Origin of the sequence: Rhizobium sp. SEMIA 4085, assembly GCF_013004495.1 — a bacterium.
GTDB lineage: Bacteria > Pseudomonadota > Alphaproteobacteria > Rhizobiales > Rhizobiaceae > Rhizobium > Rhizobium gallicum.
Genome location: NZ_JABEPH010000104.1, coordinates 1 through 16216, shown reverse-complemented (window position 1 = coordinate 16216; position 16216 = coordinate 1). Strand labels below are relative to the sequence as shown.

Genomic DNA, 16216 nt, shown 5'->3' with positions numbered 1-16216 from the left:
GGGGGGGCGGGAACGGCAAGGCCCGGCAGGGCGGCTGGCGGGAAGGCCGGCCGGGCATGGGCGGTCGCGCGGGAGAGGGGCAGGAAATCCTCGCCGCTTTTCGGCGTCACGAGGCCGCCCGCCAGAACCGCCAGAATGGCGCTGCCGACGATCGAGAAGACCACCAGCTCCAGGTGGCCGAAGGCAAGCGATGGCAGGCTGTTTTGCGTGTAGACCGGCGGCGCGTTGTTGCTGGTCAGCGGCACCAGTATGAAGGAAAGCCACTCGGTCCTGAAAAGCAGGATCAGCAGTAGCCCCAGCGCTGCGAAACGAAAGAGGTTGGCGACGACAAGCTTCATGCCTTGCGGCCCAGTTCGAGAAGCCGCGTCATGGAGATCGAGCCGACCGGAGCCCTGTCGGCATCTTGTACAGCTGCTTCCTCGACCCCTTGCCAGATCATTTCCGCGAGAGCGTCCCGAAGGCTGATCGATTGCGGCAGTGCGTAAGGCAGCCCTGTCTTGGCGGGCGCCATGCTTGCCTTGAGCGGCAGCAACGACATCAGTTTCAAGGCCCTGTCGTAGGTACCGGTCAACTGTTGCACGAAGGGGTCGGCCGGGTCGGTCAGTATCTTTTCCGGCGTCGAGCATTGCAGCAGCCTGCCCTCGCTCATGACGGCGATCTGGTTGCCGAGGTGGAAGGCCTCGTCCATGTCGTGGGTCACGAGAATGACGGTCGTGCCGAACTGCTTCTGGATCGCCAGGAGATCGTCCTGCGCCTTTCCGCGGATAACTGGATCGAGCGCACCGAAAGGTTCGTCCATCAGCAGCAGCTCCGGTTCGGCGGCGAGCGCGCGGGCCACACCGACGCGTTGCTGCTGACCGCCGGAAAGCTGATGGGGGTATTTTTCGGCAAAACTTGCCGGATCGAGATTGAAGAGACCGAGGAGCTCGTCGACGCGCCCGGCGGTGCGCGCTGCGTCCCAGCCCAGCAGTTCCGGTACGGTTGCGATATTCTGCGCCACGGTCCGGTGCGGAAAGAGTCCGTGACCCTGGATTGCGTAGCCGATCTTGCGGCGCAGGTCTGTTGCCGGCACGTCCATGACATTCTGCCCGGCGACGAAGATCTGCCCTTCGGTGATCGGGACCAGCCGATTGATCATCCGCATCAGCGTCGATTTGCCCGAACCGGACGTGCCGACGATGACGGTGATCGAACCCTTCTCGACGCTCATCGAGACACCATCGACGACGGCTGCAGCGCCATAGCGTTTGGTGACGTTCCTGATCTCGATCATGGTCATGCGGCCGATCCCCGTATGCTGTCTATGACCGCATCGAGGATGACGGCCGATGAAAAGGCGAAGAAGACGGTCGGCACGGCACCGAGCATGACGAGATCCATGGCGGTCTGCCCGAGCCCCTGGAAAATGAAGATGCCGAACCCGCCGCCGCCGATGAGCGCTGCAATCGTCACGAGGCCGATCGCCTGTACGAGCACGATGCGGATGCCGGTGAGAATGACCGGAAAGGCAAGCGGCATATCGATGCCGGTCAGGATTTGCCGGCGCGTCAGTCCCATGCCGGCGGCGGCATCCCGCACTGAAGGATCAACGCCCTCAAGACCGACGACCGTATTGGCTACGATCGGCAGCAAGGAATAGAGCACGAGCGCGATCAGCGCCGGCGCCGTGCCAATCCCGCGGATGCCGAGGTCGGCTGCGAGCGGCACATGCGTTGCGATATAGCCGAGCGGCAGCATAAGGATGCCGAAGAGCGCAAGGCTCGGGATGGTCTGGATCAGGCTGAGGCCCTGCAGCACGGCGGCTCGCAGCTTCGGTACCCAGAAACAGAAGATGCCGAGCGGCAAGCCGACGACGATCGCGATCGCAAGCGAACCGAGGGCGAGCAGCGAATGGGCGACCGCCTCGGACCAGAATTGAGCAGACCGCGTTGCGAACTCCTTCATGATCGACAGGCTGTCGAGCAAGCCGGAAGAAAGGCAACCAGCCAAGAGCGCAGTGTAGCCGATCAGCGCGGCGACCCGCATCCACGGCGTCAGACGGACCTTGACGAGCGCATCCGAAATGATGAGACCGACGACGGCAAACAGCACCCAGAAACCGCCTCCCGGCGTCATGCGCGCCGCATTGCTGTTGGGTGGAGTAAAGGCCGCGGCCACGAGACCGATCGCCGCGACAAGTGCTGCCAGCCCAAGCGTTGCTATCGCAAGCCGCAACGGGGCGCTCTTTGCAAAGAGTGTAGCAAATGCGGTGGCGACCAGCAGAATGGCGAGAATGATGATGGAAGGATGGTCGAGAAGCTGCGTAAGCAGCATCGGCTTGCCGGAGGCAATGCGGTTTGCCTTCACATAGATGAAGGGCAAAAGGGCCGCGGCGATGCTGCCGGCAGCCACGAGAACCAAGCCGAGCCGATCCAATTTGCGGACCGCTAAGGTTTCTTCCATCGATCCATCCTGTCTGGAAAGCAGCCGCTCCGCCCTGCAATGAGGGCGGAGCGTAAGAAGATTACTTCAGGAAGCCCTTTTCCTTCAGATAGGTTTCGGCAACAGACTTTGCCGGCTCGCCCTCGACCTGGATCCTGGCGTTCAGCTTTCGCAGTTCGTCTGCCGTCAGGCTCTTGAAGATCGGAGCGAGGATTTCCTCGATCTTCGGGTTCGCCTTCAGCACGTCCTCGCGGATAATCGCGGTCGGCGCATAGACCTGCTGCACGCTCTTATCGTCTTCAAGGACGGTAAGTTCGGCCGCTTCGATTGCGCCGTCGGTGCCATAGACCATGGCGGTGTTGACGCCGTTCGTCTGGTCGGCGGCGGCCTTGATCGTCGCTGCCGTATCGCCGCCGGAAAGGACGACCATCTGGTCGGGTTTGAGTTGGAAGCCGTAGGTGGTCTGGAAGGCAGGAAGCGCACCGGCCGAGTTCACGAACTCGGCGGAAGCTGCAAGCTTTGCATCGCCGCCACCGGCCACCCATTTGCCGAAATCGGACATGGTCTTGAGGTTGTTCGGACCGGCGACATCGTTGCGAATGCCGAGCGCCCAGGTGTTGTTGGCAGGCGAGGGGGCCAGCCAGACGATCTTGTTGGCATCGTAGTCGAGCTTCTTGGCCATCTCGTAGCCCTGCTCGAGATTCTTCCAGGCTGCATCATCGGCCTTGTTGAAGAAGAAGCCGGCATTACCGGTATATTCCGGATAGATATCGATTTCGCCGGCCGTTATCGCCTTGCGCACGACCGGCGTCGCTCCCAGTGCGATGCGGTCCTGCGTCTTGATGCCGTTGGCTTCCAGCGCCAGCGCAATGACGTTGCCGAGCAGCGTGCCTTCCGTATCGATCTTCGACGAGACGACGACGTCGGCAGCATGGGCCGCACCCGCCGCAAAAGCGGAAAGTGAGACGGCAAGCGCAAGTTTCTTGAACATGGAGTGTCCCCTTGGTTACACCGTTTGACCGTCGCGAGGGCCCGGCGGGAACCTTCGCGCATGAAATCCGCCGGCCAAAGCGCATAAGCGATCATGCCGGACATACGAGCATCATGGAAATAGTGTGCGCTCTCGAAAAATCGATGCAACCCCTCTCCAGTATCTGCAGTCGCGACGCGATTATGGCCGTGAAAGCATCACCGCGCGCCAAACTGCATTTCCTTTTGCAAGGCCGCGGCGGTTTGTTTTTGTCCCCTTGCGTGTTTCCGCAATCCTCCGGTGCTCTTATCGGCTGTGCTGCCGCGCCCGGATTTGTTCTCGAAACGACGATAGCCCGGCAATTCCGGAACAGGGATATCTTTTTTCGTGAACACATCATATCGTCCGGTTTTTCAGTCACTTCCGGAGAATGCCTTGCATCTCGGTGCCCTTTTTGTCGCCAGCCACGTTCTCTCCTCGGGTTCGGTTCGAGAAACCGCACGGCGCTTCTCGCTCGCGGCCTCCACGGTATCGGCGTCGGTCAGCAACCTTGAGAGTGAGCTTGCGATCAAGTTGACCAAGCGCAGTTCCGGTGAACTTGTCAAACTGATCGCGAGCGGCAAGGTGCGTGACGCGCTGCGGCCCATCATGCACGCGGTCGAGCAGCTTTATGAAATCGCCGGTGAACGCGCCGAAGCCTTCGAACGCTGGGCATCGCGCATTCCGATCAAGCTCGTGACGATCGAGCGCTTTCTGGAGGTCGCGGATCAGGGCAGCATCAATCGTGCCGCCCGGCGTCTTCAGCTTGGCCAGCCGCAACTTTCATTGCAGATCGCCAATCTTGAGAAGTTCGTCGGTCATCAGCTTCTCGAACGTCAGGCGCAGGGCTCGACGCTGACCGAGAAGGGAAGGCGGGTCTACGGAATCTTTTCGGTGGTGAGCCAGGCCTGGAACGATCTCAAATCAACGGCCGACGAACGCTATCGGCGTGTGGCGCGTTCGCTGCGTATCGGATCGATCATTCCGACGGGTGCGGAAAGTTGGGTTGCGCGCTGCCTGGGCGCTCTGGTGGCCGATTGGAATGCGGGGCACAGCAAGAACGCGATTTCGCTGATCTCCATGACCGCCGATGATCTGCGGGAAGCCCTCAGATCTGGCCGCATCGACGTGGCGATCCTGGATTCGGTGTTCGAGCTGGAAAGCTTCGGACATCGCGAACTCCTCCGCACCGATCTGGTGGCGATCGCGCCGCCGGCAAGTACGGGGCAGACTGTCGCCGATCTGGTGGCCGAGCATCCCATCTGTACGCCGAGCGAGCGAACTGGCCTGGGCGATGCCGCGACCGCACTGAGCCGCGAGCGGACCGTAAGCCGCCGCTTTCGCAACCAGGATATCATGGCGGCCGATTCACTGCCGGTGATCGTCGATCTCGTCGCGAACCACGGCTATATCTCTTTCCTCGGACGCGTCAGCGCGTTGCCGATCGCCGATCGCGTCCGTATTGTCGAACTCGCCGAACACATCCCGATTTCCTATCATGTCGCCTTCAATCATCGGAAAGCATCGGCGGACGCCTGCGCCATGATTGCTGCAGTCGTGGACAAGATCATCTCGGAGCCTGTCGCGAAGACCGGCTGCTGTCGCCTAAAGAGGCTGTCGGCGAATGAAGGAGATTAGAAAGATGCCGGCTTTGCTGGAAGTGTGCGTGGACAGCCCGAAAGGCCTTGCTGCCGCAATCGAAGGCGGCGCGGACCGTATCGAACTTTGCTCGGCGCTCGAACTGGGCGGCCTGACGCCGGTCGCAGGTCTCATGAAAGCCGCAGCCTCGGCGCCGATCCCGGTCTACGCGATGATCCGTCCGCATTCCGGGCCCTTCATCTTCGATGCAGCGGACGAGGATGCAATGATGGCGGATATCGATGCCGTCCGCGCTTTTGGCCTCGCCGGCGTTGTCATCGGCGCCAACCGATCCGACGGAACACTGGACATGCCGCTCATCCACCGCTTGAAAAAGCATGCTGCCGGTCTGGGCTCTACGTTGCATCGCGCCTTCGACCTCGCGCCAGATGCCGATGTTGCGCTAGAGCAGGCCATCGGGCTTGGCTGCGAGCGCATCCTCAGCTCCGGCTGCGCGCCGAAAGCGATGGATGGTCTCGAAACGCTGAAGCGTATCTCCGCAAAAGCCGACGGCCGGATTTCGATCATGCCCGGCAGCGGCGTGCGCTGCGGCAATGTCGCGCAAATTCTGCGCGTGACAGGCGCCCGGGAGGTCCATGGCTCGTGCAGTTCGCCGGCGAACATCGATCCGAGCGCCGTCTCTTTCGGTTTTGCGGCACCGGCCACCAATCAGACCGATGTCGCGGTCGTCCGCCAGATGCGTCAGGCGATAGACGCGGCTTAGGCGGCCACCTTGATGACGGCCTTGATGAGGCCGGTCTTTTGATGCGTCCAGAGGGGGAGGTCGCGCGGCGCGTCGGCAAGTGTCGTGCGGTGCGTGATCAGCTTGTCGACCGGCACGAGACCTTTGGCGATCGAATCCGCGACATGCACGAAGTCGGCGCGCGTCGCATTGCGGCTGCCGATGACCGTCATTTCGCGCTTGTGGAATTCCGGGTCGGAAAAGCGGATGTCGTCCTTCACAACGCTAACCAGCACCAGTGCGCCGCCATGCGCCACGAAACTGAAAGCCTTCTCCATCGAAGGACCGTAACCCGTTGCGTCGAAGACGACATCGAAGCCGTCGCCGGCCGTCTTCGCCTTCAAGGCTTCGGCCGTTTCGTCATTGGCGACAATGCCGGAGACGAAGCCGAATCGCTCCGAAGCCATCTGCAACCGTTCGGTACTGGTGTCGAGCAGTGTCACGTCATGCCCGGCAATCCGTGAGAAGATTGCAGCCCCAAGCCCGATCGGACCTGCACCGATGACCAGCGATCGCGAGGCGGCGGGCGCCATCGAACGCCGGACGGCGTGTGCGCCGATCGCCAGGAACTCGACGGTTGCTGCCGCCTCGAGGCTCAAGCCTTTCGCGGCATAGAGATTGCCGGCCGGAACGGTGATCTCTTCGCAGAACGCTCCATCGGTGTGGACGCCGAGCACCTTGATATTCGTGCAGCAGTTCGGTTTGTCTTGCCGGCAGGCAACGCAATTGCCGCAAGAAAGGTACGGATTGACGATCACTGGCGTTCCGGCAGTCATCGTAACACCGTCACCCGCCTCGAGCACGGTTGCAGAGATTTCGTGGCCCATGACGCGCGGATATTCGAGGAAGGGGTGTTTGCCTTCGAAGATGTGATAATCCGTGCCGCAAATGCCGCCGTGGCTGACGGCAAGCCGGACCCAGCCGGGGGCAGGGGTTCCGGGGGAGGGGTGATCGACCATTTCGAGCACGCCGGGCGTCTGGCAAAGCACTGCTTTCATGATGTGTCTCGCATTCAGAACATGAAGAAGCCGGTCGCGGGACCGGCTTCACGATGTTTCTTCGATCTCACTGGCTCCGGCGGCGGCGCAACTGATCGAAATAGACGATCACGATGATCAGCAGACCGGTGATGATACGCTGCCAGAATGAGTTGACGTTCAAGAGGTTCGCGCCGTTGTTGATCGTGGCCAGGATGAAGGCGCCGATCAGCGGACCATGGACCGAGCCGATCGCACCGAAAAGGCTGGTCCCGCCGATAACGGAAGAGGCGATCGCCTGCAGTTCCCAGCCGTCGGCCTGGGTCGCGTTGCCGATCGCGATGCGCGAGGCAAGCAGCACGCCGACAAAGGCGGCGAAGGTCGCTGAGAGAATATAGGCGAGATAGATCATGCCGTCGACGCGCACACCGGAAAGGCGGGCAGCTTCGCGGTTGGATCCGACCGCGAAGAGATAGCGTCCCCACCGGCTCAGATGCAGGAAGACGAAGGACGGAACCGCGACGAGTATGACCATCCAGAAGAGGCTCGGCACGCCGAGAAAGTTGGCGCGGGCGAAGTTCGTGAAGGGCTCATTGACGATATTGATCGTCGATCCATTGGTGATGAGCAGCCCGATACCGCGCAACGAGGTCAGCGTGGCCAATGTGATGATGAACGGTGGCAGACCCATCTTGACGATGCCGAAACCGTGAAAGGCTCCGATCCCGACCCCGATCAGCAGGGTGATGAGAATGGAGGCCCATACCGGAACCCCAGCCTGCAGAAGCCACGCGAGGATGACACCGGCAAAGCCGACGATGGCGCCGACGGATAGGTCGATGCCGGCCGTAATGATAACGAAGGTCTGGCCGAGCGCCAGGATTGCCGTCATCGCGCCCTGCCGCAGCAGGTTCGAAATATTGAGCGGCGTCCAGAAGCTGACGGTGACGATGCCGAGAAGGATCCAGAGGAAGAGAAGCAATCCGATCAGGGTCAGGCTGAACAGGATGTTCACTTTTCGGCGCGGCGGCGGGGCGACGATTTCCGTGGGGGTTACAGTCATTGGTTCTCTCCCTCTTATTCTTTTAACTCAGACGCCGATCGCTTCGCCGAGCACTTCTTCATGCGTCGCCGCGTGGTAGTCGTGGCTTGCGACCAACTGGCCGCGGCGGAAAACGTGCAGCCGGTCAGCAAGCTCGTAGACTTCCGGCAGGTAGGACGAGATCAGGATGATGCCTGCGCCTTCCTTCAGAAGCTTGGCAAACAGCCGGTAGATTTCCGCCTTTGTGCCGACATCGACACCCACCGTTGGCTCGTCGAAGATGAACAGGCGTGCGCCGTGGCTGAGCCATTTGCCGATGACGACCTTTTGCTGGTTGCCGCCGGACATGCTGGACGCAAGCACACGGCGGCTCGGGGTCTTGATTGAAAGATTACGAATCTGCCGGTCGGAATTCTCCGATTCCTCGCTGTGGCTGATGACCGGGCCTTTGCTCAGCCTCTTGAAGACCGGCAAGTTGATGTTGAGACTGATAGACAGGTTGAGGCAGAGCCCCTGATCGCGGCGGCTCTCGGGCGCAAGCGCGATCCCGAGCTCCATCGCCGTGCGTTCGTTCTTGATAGCGACCTGCTTGCCCATCCAGCGGACTTCGCCGGCAGTCGTCTTTTCACGGCCGTAGAGGCCGAGTGCGAATTCGCTGCGTCCTGCCCCGATCAGGCCGTAAAGCCCGACGATCTGGCCGGCCTTCACGGTCAGCGATACGTTCTCGAAACCGGGCCCCGAAAGCCCGCGCACATCAAGGATCGTTTCGCCGATCGGAATTTCTTCCTTGTGATAGATCTGTTCGATCGAGCGGTTGATCATCAATGCGATCAACTCCGCCTCGTTCGTCTCGCCGATCGCGCGCGTGCCGACATGGATGCCGTCGCGCAGCACCGAGACGCGGTCGGCAAGTTCGAAAACTTCTTCCATGCGGTGGCTGATGTAGACGATCGTTACGCCTTCGCCCTGCAGGCGACGGATGAGCTTGAAGAGTTGTGCAGATTCCTGTCGGGTAAGATAAGCGGTCGGCTCGTCGAAGATGAGAAACTGCGTACCGCGCATAGCTGCGCGTGCCGTTGCAACGAGCTGCTGCTGGCCGATGGTGAGCTCACTCAGCAGGACATTTGCCGGCAGGCCGAAGCCGAGATCGTCGAGGACGGCCTGTGCCATCTTGACCATCTGCTTCTTTCGCATGAGGCCGTACTGGTTGACTTCGTCGCCGAGAAAGAGATTGGCCGCAACCGTCAGGTGGGGGCAGAGCACCACCTCCTGGTGGACGGCGTTGATGCCGCGCGCGATCGCCTCGTTCGGCGTCGCAAGTGCAACGGGATGGCCGCACCAGAAAACTTCCCCGGCGGTTCGACTGATCACACCGGTCAACAGCTTAATGAGGGTTGATTTGCCCGCACCGTTTTCGCCGACTATCGCGTGAATTTCGCCGGCCAGAAAGGTCATCGTCGCAGGCTTTAGCGCTTGGACATAGCCATAATTCTTCTGCAATGCCCTGAGCTCGAGGATCGGTGAGCCCGCAGGAATGCGGTTTGCCTCTTTCAGTGTCGCGCTGTCGTCGTGGCGATGACTGACCTCTTCCAGGCTCATGGACGTCTCCTCCTCACGAATTGCTGTCTCCTCCACCAGCGATCCGCGCCCCTCGGGCAAACGATAACACAGGTGAAGAAAAGGCTGCGCGGAATTTCTCGCGCGCAGCCTTGGCTCGTGTTTACTGGATCTTCGGATTGATCAGCGCTTCGATCTTCGGGTCGCTCATATTCGCCTTGGTGACGAGGTTTGCGCCGGTGTCGACGTTTTCTTCGACCTTCTCGCCCTTCGAAACCGCAAGCGCGGTCTTTATGCCGTCATAACCCATGCGATAGGGATCCTGCACGACGAGACCCGCCAGCGAACCTTCCTTCAGGAAGCCGACGGTCTTTTCGTCGCTGTCGAAGGCGATGACCTTGATCTTGTCGCCGAGCTTGTTTTCAGCGATCGCTTGGCCAACACCCTGCCCCAGGATCAGGTTGGAGGCAAAAACCCCGACGAGATTCGGGTTGGCGGTGATCAGGTCGGTCATCATGTTGAGGCCGGTCGTTGCCTGGCCGTCACCGTATTTGTCGGCAATGACCTTCAGGCCGGGATACTTGGTCTTCACCTGATCCAGGAAGCCTTCGCGGCGCTGCTCGAGTGAGCCGACGCCCGGAAGATTGGTGAGGATCACAACTTCACCCTCTTCCTTGCCCGTCATTTCCTTGATGGCTGCGGCCAGACCGTCAGCTGCAATACGGCCGCCCTGAACGTTGTCCGTCGTCAGGAACGACTTGAAGGCCTTGGAATCGGCACCAGAGTCGATACCGATGATCGGAACCGATTTGGCCGCTTCGTCGATCGGCTTTCCGAGTGCCTTGAATTCGGTCGGCGAAATGACGACGGCAGCGGGTTTGCCGGCGACGGCGTTTTCAAGAATGCTGATCTGGCCATTGATGTCGGATTCGGCCTGCGCGCCAAGTTCCGGGACGTTGACGCCGAGATCCTTGCCGGCCTTGCGGGCGCCGGCGAGCACGATCTGCCAGTAGAAGGACGTCGTATCCTTGACGATGATCGGGATCGTCACGTCGGCTGCGAAGGATGGGACCGGCATTGCAGTTGCGATGACGGCGGCGCCCGCGAGGGCCGTGAAGGCTCGGCGAGACAGAATGGATTTCATGCGCATGTGGGTTCTCCTCTCAAGGTGCGTTCTCCTCCAAGAAACCAGACCGCTGAACGCAGGCGGACGATTTTTATCTATAAAAAACATTTGCCGAAGGAAACTAGCCGAGACCTTTCCAAATTGCAAGTGGCTAAAGGCCGGCTGCGGCTGTTTCGACTATACTCTCAAGCTCCTGTTTTTAAATAAATTAAACTGCATTCTAAAACAAATATCAGCCGCGATAGATTTCATGCGGATGCACGACGCCTTTCTTCAGAATAAGGTTTCCGTACAGCCGGAATTCGGTCGTCGCGACGATATAAGCCGCCTTCCTGGCGTGCTCGTAGAATGCGAAGCGTTCAAGCTGCGCGATCCGGAAATCGCCCGCCCGCCTGCTCACAATCTCCTGGAATTCGGCGCAAACCTCCGGCATGGCGCCGGGATTGCCGACGACCTCCATGCGCCATGCCGTTTCCGGAACGAACGTGTCCAGCGGCATATGTGTCAGGATCGCTTCGGCCATCTCGGTCGCCGTTACGCCATCGGCACGAATGACATCCGGTCCCATGGTGCTCGAGGGAAAGTTGGCGTCCGCGATGACAATGTCGTCGCCGTGCCCCATGCACGCTATGGCGCGCAGAAGATCCGGGCTGAGGACGGGATGAATTCCTTTGAGCATCGTCTGGTCCTTAAACGCGCACCGCGTGTTCGCCGAGCGGCGGCGCGACGAGTGTTAGGTGGTCGAATTCAGGGAAGATCGTGTCGGGTAGCGCGGGCTCGAAGAGCTCCATGTTGCGCTTGAGGCTGGATGCCTTTGCCGTACCGATCAGCACGGAAGAAACGGCTGGCTCGCGGAGCGGGAATTGCAGCGCCGGGGCCGCGAGCACAACGCCGTGGCGTTTGGCGATGTCTTCCATCGCGCCCACCTTGGCAAGCACGTGCGGTGTCGCGGGCATGTAGTCGAAATGCGAGCCCGGCACTGGACCGGTCGCAAGGATGCCGGAGTTGAAGACGCCGCCGACTACCAGAGATGTGCCTTTCTTGCGGCAGAGCGGCAGGAGCTCCGCCACGGCGGAGCGATCGAGCAAGGTATAGCGCCCGGCCATGAGGATGGCGTCGATGTCGGCGTTGCGCATGACATCGAGACAGACTGGAACCTCGTTGACGCCCAGGCCGAAAGCCTTGATCGCGCCCGATGACTTCAGCTCTTCCAGCGCCTTGATGCCGGAGTTGAGAAATTTTTTCAGGTGGACGGCATTCTTTTCGGCACCGTGCGTGTAGGTGCCGATGTCGTGGACATAGAGAATATCGACGCGATTGAGCCCCAGCCGCGCATAGCTGAAATCGACCGATCGCATGATGCCGTCATAGGAATAGTCGTAATCGGCATCGAAGGAGAGCGGGTCGACATAGCTGTAGTCCGGCACCGTACCTGTCGGCACGGGCCGCAAAAGCCGGCCAACCTTGGTCGAGAGCACGTATTCGCTCTCGGGCTTTGCCCTCAGGAAATCGCCCACGTGGCGCTCGGCAAGGCCGAGGCCGTACCAGGGGGCTACGTCGAAATAGCGGATGCCGCTCGCCCAAGCAGCTTCCAGCGTTTCCATTGCCTGTTCGCGCGGGCAGGCACGGTAAAGGCCACCCAGGGCCGCGGCACCGAAACTGATTTCGGTGACCTTGAGTTCCGTCTTGCCGATTTTCCTCGTCTTCATCTTCCCTCCCCGTGAAGAGCCGATCTCTGTTAGAGCGTTGCCCCCAGATGCCACGGTACAAATTCGTTGTCGCCGTAGCCGAACTCCTCGCTTTTCGTCTTCTTGCCGGAAGCCGTATCGATGATCAGGTCGAAAATTTCGCGCCCCTTGCCGCTGATCGTCGCATCGCCGGTGGCGATCGTGCCGCAATCGATATCCATGTCCTCTTCCATCGAAGCATAGAGCGCCGAATTGCTGGAGAGCTTGATCGAGGGCGCGGGACGACAGCCGAAACAGCTGCCGCGGCCGGTTGTGAAGGCGATCATGTTTGCGCCGCCTGCAACCTGCCCCGTTGCGGAAACCGGGTCGTATCCGGGCGTATCCATAAAAACGAGTCCCGGTGCAGTCACGCGTTCGGCATAGCTGTAGACCGCCGTTAGCGGAGACCGGCCACCCTTGGCGACGGCACCGAGCGATTTTTCAAGAATGGTCGTCAATCCGCCGCGCTTGTTGCCGGGTGAGGGGTTGTTGTCGAGCGAGGCACCATGCAGCCCGACATATTTCTCCCACCAGGCGATCTTGTCGTCGAGCTTGCTGGCCACGTCCTCGTTGATCGCGCGGCTGCGCAGCAGATGCTCAGCGCCGTAGATTTCCGAGGTTTCGGAAAGGATTGCCGTACCGCCGGCTGCGGCCAGAAGATCGGCTGCGACGCCGAGCGCCGGATTGGCAGTAATACCCGAAAAGCCGTCCGACCCACCGCATTGCAGGCCGATGATGATCTCGCTGATGGGGATCGACGTGCGCCGCTCCCTACCGACATCGGCGGCGATCTCCCGGAGCATCCCCATGGCGCGTTCGACGGCCCGCCGCGAGCCGCCGGCATCCTGAATGTTGAAGTGCCGCTTGGCATTGCCGGCACCGCTTTGGCCGTAGAGCGTCAGCTGGTTTACTTCGCAGCCAAGTCCGATCATCAGCACGCCACCGAAATTGACATGGCGCGTGTAGCCCGCAAGCGTGCGGTGAAGGACCGAAATGCCGTCACCCGTCGAGCTCATGCCACAGCCCTGGTCATGCACGATCGGCACGAAGCCGTCGATGCCCTCGTAATACGGCAGGATAGTGCGATTGGCCTCGTCTGCAATCGCGCGGCAGACGGTGGTGGAACAGTTCACGCTGGCGATGATGCCGATATAGTTGCGGGTCGCCGCCCGGCCATCCGCACGGCGGTAACCCATGAAGGTACGCGCGCGGTCTTCCGCGGTCGCCGCTTCCGGCGCGGAATTCGCAGTTGCCGCCAGACGGTCGTTCTCGAAATGCAGGTTATGGCTGTGGATATGATCGCCGGCCTTCACCTCGGCAGTCGTGCGGCCGATCGCCTGGCCATATTTCACCACCGGTGTGCCGATCGGGATGTCGGCGATCGCAACCTTGTGGCCAGGTTCGATTTTTTGCCGGGTCCTTATACCTGCGACGGTCGCTCCGGCTTCGATCGCTGCTGTTGCGACGGCGACGTTATCTCCAGCAGAAAGGATGAGCCAAGGCAGTTTGTCCAATTGTCTTCTCCCTGAGGAATGCGCCCGCTGCATCGGCAAAATGCGCATTGATTTTGTTTTTTATCTACAATAAACATTTTCAAGTCAACGGGAATATTGTTCCTTTGGTCAAGGGAGGCAAACGGCCGCAGATGGCCAGGAAATAGGATAAAGGTCGCAGTCGATTAGCTCCTGCGCGCTTTAAACTTCGCAGGTTGCAAAGTTTAAAGGCACGAGGAAAGAGCGGGGTAACATGGCAAGGCAGAATACGGTCTTCAAGGAAGCCTATAACAGGTATGCTGCTGCTCTGCGCCCGGATGCCGCCTTGCCTTCCGAACCCGAAATCGCCGCGCAGCTCGGCATCAGCCGCAGCACGGCCCGCGCGATTTTGACCCGCCTGAACGACGAAGGCATCATCCGGTGGAACAAGCGCCAGAAGATCGTGCTGCGCGTTCCCACCGAAAACGACCTCTTTCCGTCCGAAGAGACGGATTCGCTGCACGACATCATCGAGCGCAGCTTCATGCAGCGCATTCTGTCGGACGATGCCGCGCCCGGCATGCAGATCAACGAGCTGGAACTGGCTCGTGAGATCGGCACCGGCACGACCAGCGTGCGCGAATTTCTCATCCGCTTCTCGCGCTTCGGCCTCATCGAAAAGCGGCCGAACAGCCACTGGATCCTGAAAGGCTTCACCCGCGAATTTGCACTGGAACTCGCGGACGTCCGCGAAATGTTCGAGCTCCATTCGGCCACCGAATTCGGCAAGCTGCCGCCCGAAAGCGAAGCCTGGGCGGCGCTGGCCGAAATCAAGGCCGAGCATCATGCGATGCTCAACGATTTCGATGCGCGCTACAAGGAATTCTCAGCTCTTGACGAGCGCTTCCATCTCCTGATCCACGGCGCCGCGAAAAACCGGTTTATCGCGGACTTCTACGATGCGATCGCGATCATCTTCCACTATCACTACCAATGGAACAAGGCGTTCGCCCGCCAGCGCAACGGACGCGCCATTCACGAACATCTCGACTATATCGCGGCACTGGAATCGCGCGATCAGGCGGCAATCGACTTCTCGTGCCGCCTGCACCTGCGTTCTGCACGCCAGACCCTTCTTCAGTCGCTGCCGCAGAATCCTGCCGAGCCGCCTCCAGCTTAGGCAGGCGCAGTCGGCGCGTGGATCTAATGGGCGGTATAGGCACCGTCCACGAGATGGTAGCTTCCAGTGATGAAGCTTGCTTGTTCGGACAGGAGGAAGCACACGAGGGCTGCGACCTCCTCCGGCCTGCCTCGCCTGCCCATCGGCTGAAGCGCTTCCATGCGCCGGCTTCCCGCTATCGCCAGATGCTCGGTCAAAAGCGGCGTTTCGATCCAGCCGGGGCCGACGGCATTGATGCGGATGCCCAGTCTCGCATATTCGATTGCGGCAACCTTGGTCAGGCCGACAACCCCGTGCTTGGCGGCTGTATAGGCTGCTGTAAATGGCAATCCAACCGAACCGAGGGCGGAAGACATGTTGACGATGGCCCCTCCGCCGCGTTGCAGCATGGCGGCAATTTCATGCTTCATGCAGTAGAAGACGCCGTTCAGGTTGACGTTCATCAGGTTGTGCCAATTGTCGAGCGGGTAGTCTGCTGTCGCCTTTCGGGGGCCGTCTATGCCTGCATTGTTAACCGCCAGATGCAGACCGCCGCATGTCTCGACAGCGTAGGCGATCAGCTTTTCCACAGCCCCGGCATCCGTGACATCGACCGCAAAGTCCCGCGCCCGCCCACCTTTTGAACGGATCTCCGCGGCAAGGTTGCGTGCGGCCTCAGCATCGAGATCGGCAATGACAACCTCTGCTCCCTCGTCAGCGAGCTGCCGGCAAATGGCTGCACCTATACCGGACCCTCCGCCGGTTACGAGCGCGACTTTCCCCGTGAAGTCAGGCTTCGTCATCAAGTCCCTCCTCATTATCCCTGCTACTAATCGAGCAGAGGCATGCCATTGATGCAAGACCTTTCATAACCGCAAGCAACGCGCCCGCTCGTTCTGCGAGCCCTTCACCAACCATGCGCCCTCCCGGCAGCGCCTCGGCCTTGAAGGACGGCAGCGCAGGTTCAAGGCGAACGACAGCGTTTGCACCTTTCACCTTTTACGCGAGGCTTGGCCGGTTGGCGCCGGGATGTTAAGAGGAAGAATAGGGTCGATCGATTGCTTAGCAGGTAGAGATGGAAAAAAAACACGTTGCGCGCCGGGGGCTCCTGCTGGGCAGTCTGGCGTTGATGGTATCTGGTTGCGCTTCAACGACGGGATGGCAGGTGGGGTCGATGTTTTCGTCGACGCCGCGAATCAGCTCTCGCTACCGGCGGCGGCGCGTGCCGTATGACGGAAGCGAGCCGCCTGGGACGATCGTGGTCAACACCTACGAGCGTTACCTTTATCTGGTGGAAGGCGGCGGCGAGGCCCTGCGCTATGGCGTTGCAGTCGGCGAAGAGGGCC

Annotated in this window: 15 protein-coding genes and 2 pseudogenes; 4 read left to right on the top strand and 13 right to left on the bottom strand. The window is 60.6% G+C overall.

From position 1 onward, the window contains the following. The 5 genes and pseudogenes from C9413_RS13035 to C9413_RS13015 all read right to left on the bottom strand — a co-directional run. A pseudogene (locus C9413_RS13035) lies at positions 1–338 on the bottom strand (ABC transporter permease); the annotation flags it as partial. Beyond that, entirely contained in the window at positions 335–1279 is a 945-nt protein-coding gene (locus C9413_RS13030; protein ID WP_170250527.1) for an ABC transporter ATP-binding protein, read from the bottom strand. The gene C9413_RS13030 and the pseudogene C9413_RS13035, both read right to left, overlap by 4 nt. After that, positions 1276–2442: an ABC transporter permease gene (locus tag C9413_RS13025; RefSeq protein WP_039843799.1), complete on the bottom strand. Its 1167-nt coding sequence runs from the start codon at positions 2440–2442 to the stop codon at positions 1276–1278. Before C9413_RS13025 ends, C9413_RS13030 begins: the two co-directional genes overlap by 4 nt. 61 nt (positions 2443–2503) lie before the next feature. Next, a complete protein-coding gene (locus C9413_RS13020) occupies positions 2504–3412 on the bottom strand; it encodes an ABC transporter substrate-binding protein (protein ID WP_039843800.1) in 909 nt (302 codons plus the stop codon). A 197-nt stretch (positions 3413–3609) separates the two neighbouring features. After that, positions 3610–3786 carry a hypothetical protein gene (locus C9413_RS13015; RefSeq protein WP_223843967.1) on the bottom strand — a complete coding sequence of 59 codons (177 nt, stop codon included), beginning with the start codon at positions 3784–3786 and terminating at the stop codon, positions 3610–3612. 40 nt (positions 3787–3826) lie between these two features. On the opposite strand from C9413_RS13015, the gene C9413_RS13010 reads away from it, so the two are divergent. Together C9413_RS13010 and C9413_RS13005 are read left to right on the top strand one after the other, a co-directional pair. Next, positions 3827–5068, top strand: a complete 1242-nt coding sequence (locus C9413_RS13010) for a LysR family transcriptional regulator (RefSeq protein WP_039843801.1) — start codon at positions 3827–3829, stop codon at positions 5066–5068. 4 nt (positions 5069–5072) lie between these two features. Then, a complete protein-coding gene (locus C9413_RS13005) occupies positions 5073–5792 on the top strand; it encodes a copper homeostasis protein CutC (RefSeq protein ID WP_039843802.1) in 720 nt (239 codons plus the stop codon). Here C9413_RS13005 and C9413_RS13000 read toward each other — a convergent pair. The 7 genes from C9413_RS13000 to C9413_RS12970 all read right to left on the bottom strand — a co-directional run bounded on the left by C9413_RS13000 (position 5789) and on the right by C9413_RS12970 (position 13753). Beyond that, positions 5789–6808 (bottom strand): zinc-binding alcohol dehydrogenase family protein, encoded by a 1020-nt coding sequence (locus C9413_RS13000; RefSeq protein ID WP_170250526.1) that lies wholly within the window; start codon positions 6806–6808, stop codon positions 5789–5791. The genes C9413_RS13005 and C9413_RS13000 overlap by 4 nt on opposite strands. 67 nt (positions 6809–6875) lie before the next feature. Beyond that, entirely contained in the window at positions 6876–7850 is a 975-nt protein-coding gene (locus C9413_RS12995) for an ABC transporter permease (RefSeq protein ID WP_039843804.1), read from the bottom strand. Positions 7851–7877: 27 nt separating this feature from the next. Next, the gene (locus tag C9413_RS12990; protein WP_039843805.1) at positions 7878–9428 is read right to left on the bottom strand and encodes a sugar ABC transporter ATP-binding protein; all 1551 of its coding nucleotides are present in this window, start codon (positions 9426–9428) and stop codon (positions 7878–7880) included. Between the two features lie 121 nt (positions 9429–9549). Then, on the bottom strand, positions 9550–10536 hold the full coding sequence (locus C9413_RS12985) for an ABC transporter substrate-binding protein (protein ID WP_039843806.1): 987 nt from the start codon (positions 10534–10536) through the stop codon (positions 9550–9552). 208 nt (positions 10537–10744) lie between these two features. Beyond that, on the bottom strand, positions 10745–11191 hold the full coding sequence (locus tag C9413_RS12980) for an RbsD/FucU domain-containing protein (protein ID WP_039843807.1): 447 nt from the start codon (positions 11189–11191) through the stop codon (positions 10745–10747). 10 nt (positions 11192–11201) lie between these two features. Continuing rightward, a complete protein-coding gene (locus tag C9413_RS12975; RefSeq protein ID WP_039843808.1) occupies positions 11202–12221 on the bottom strand; it encodes an aldo/keto reductase in 1020 nt (339 codons plus the stop codon). Between the two features lie 29 nt (positions 12222–12250). Next, on the bottom strand, positions 12251–13753 hold the full coding sequence (locus C9413_RS12970; RefSeq protein ID WP_039843809.1) for an altronate dehydratase family protein: 1503 nt from the start codon (positions 13751–13753) through the stop codon (positions 12251–12253). A 232-nt stretch (positions 13754–13985) separates the two neighbouring features. Between C9413_RS12970 and C9413_RS12965 the strand changes: the two genes are divergently transcribed. Continuing rightward, positions 13986–14891, top strand: a complete 906-nt coding sequence (locus tag C9413_RS12965; RefSeq protein ID WP_039843810.1) for a GntR family transcriptional regulator — start codon at positions 13986–13988, stop codon at positions 14889–14891. Positions 14892–14914: 23 nt separating this feature from the next. On the opposite strand, the gene C9413_RS12960 is transcribed toward C9413_RS12965, so the two are convergent. Then, a complete protein-coding gene (locus C9413_RS12960; RefSeq protein ID WP_039843811.1) occupies positions 14915–15673 on the bottom strand; it encodes an SDR family NAD(P)-dependent oxidoreductase in 759 nt (252 codons plus the stop codon). Between the two features lie 272 nt (positions 15674–15945). On the opposite strand from C9413_RS12960, the pseudogene C9413_RS12955 reads away from it, so the two are divergent. Further along, a pseudogene (locus C9413_RS12955) lies at positions 15946–16216 on the top strand (L,D-transpeptidase); the annotation flags it as partial.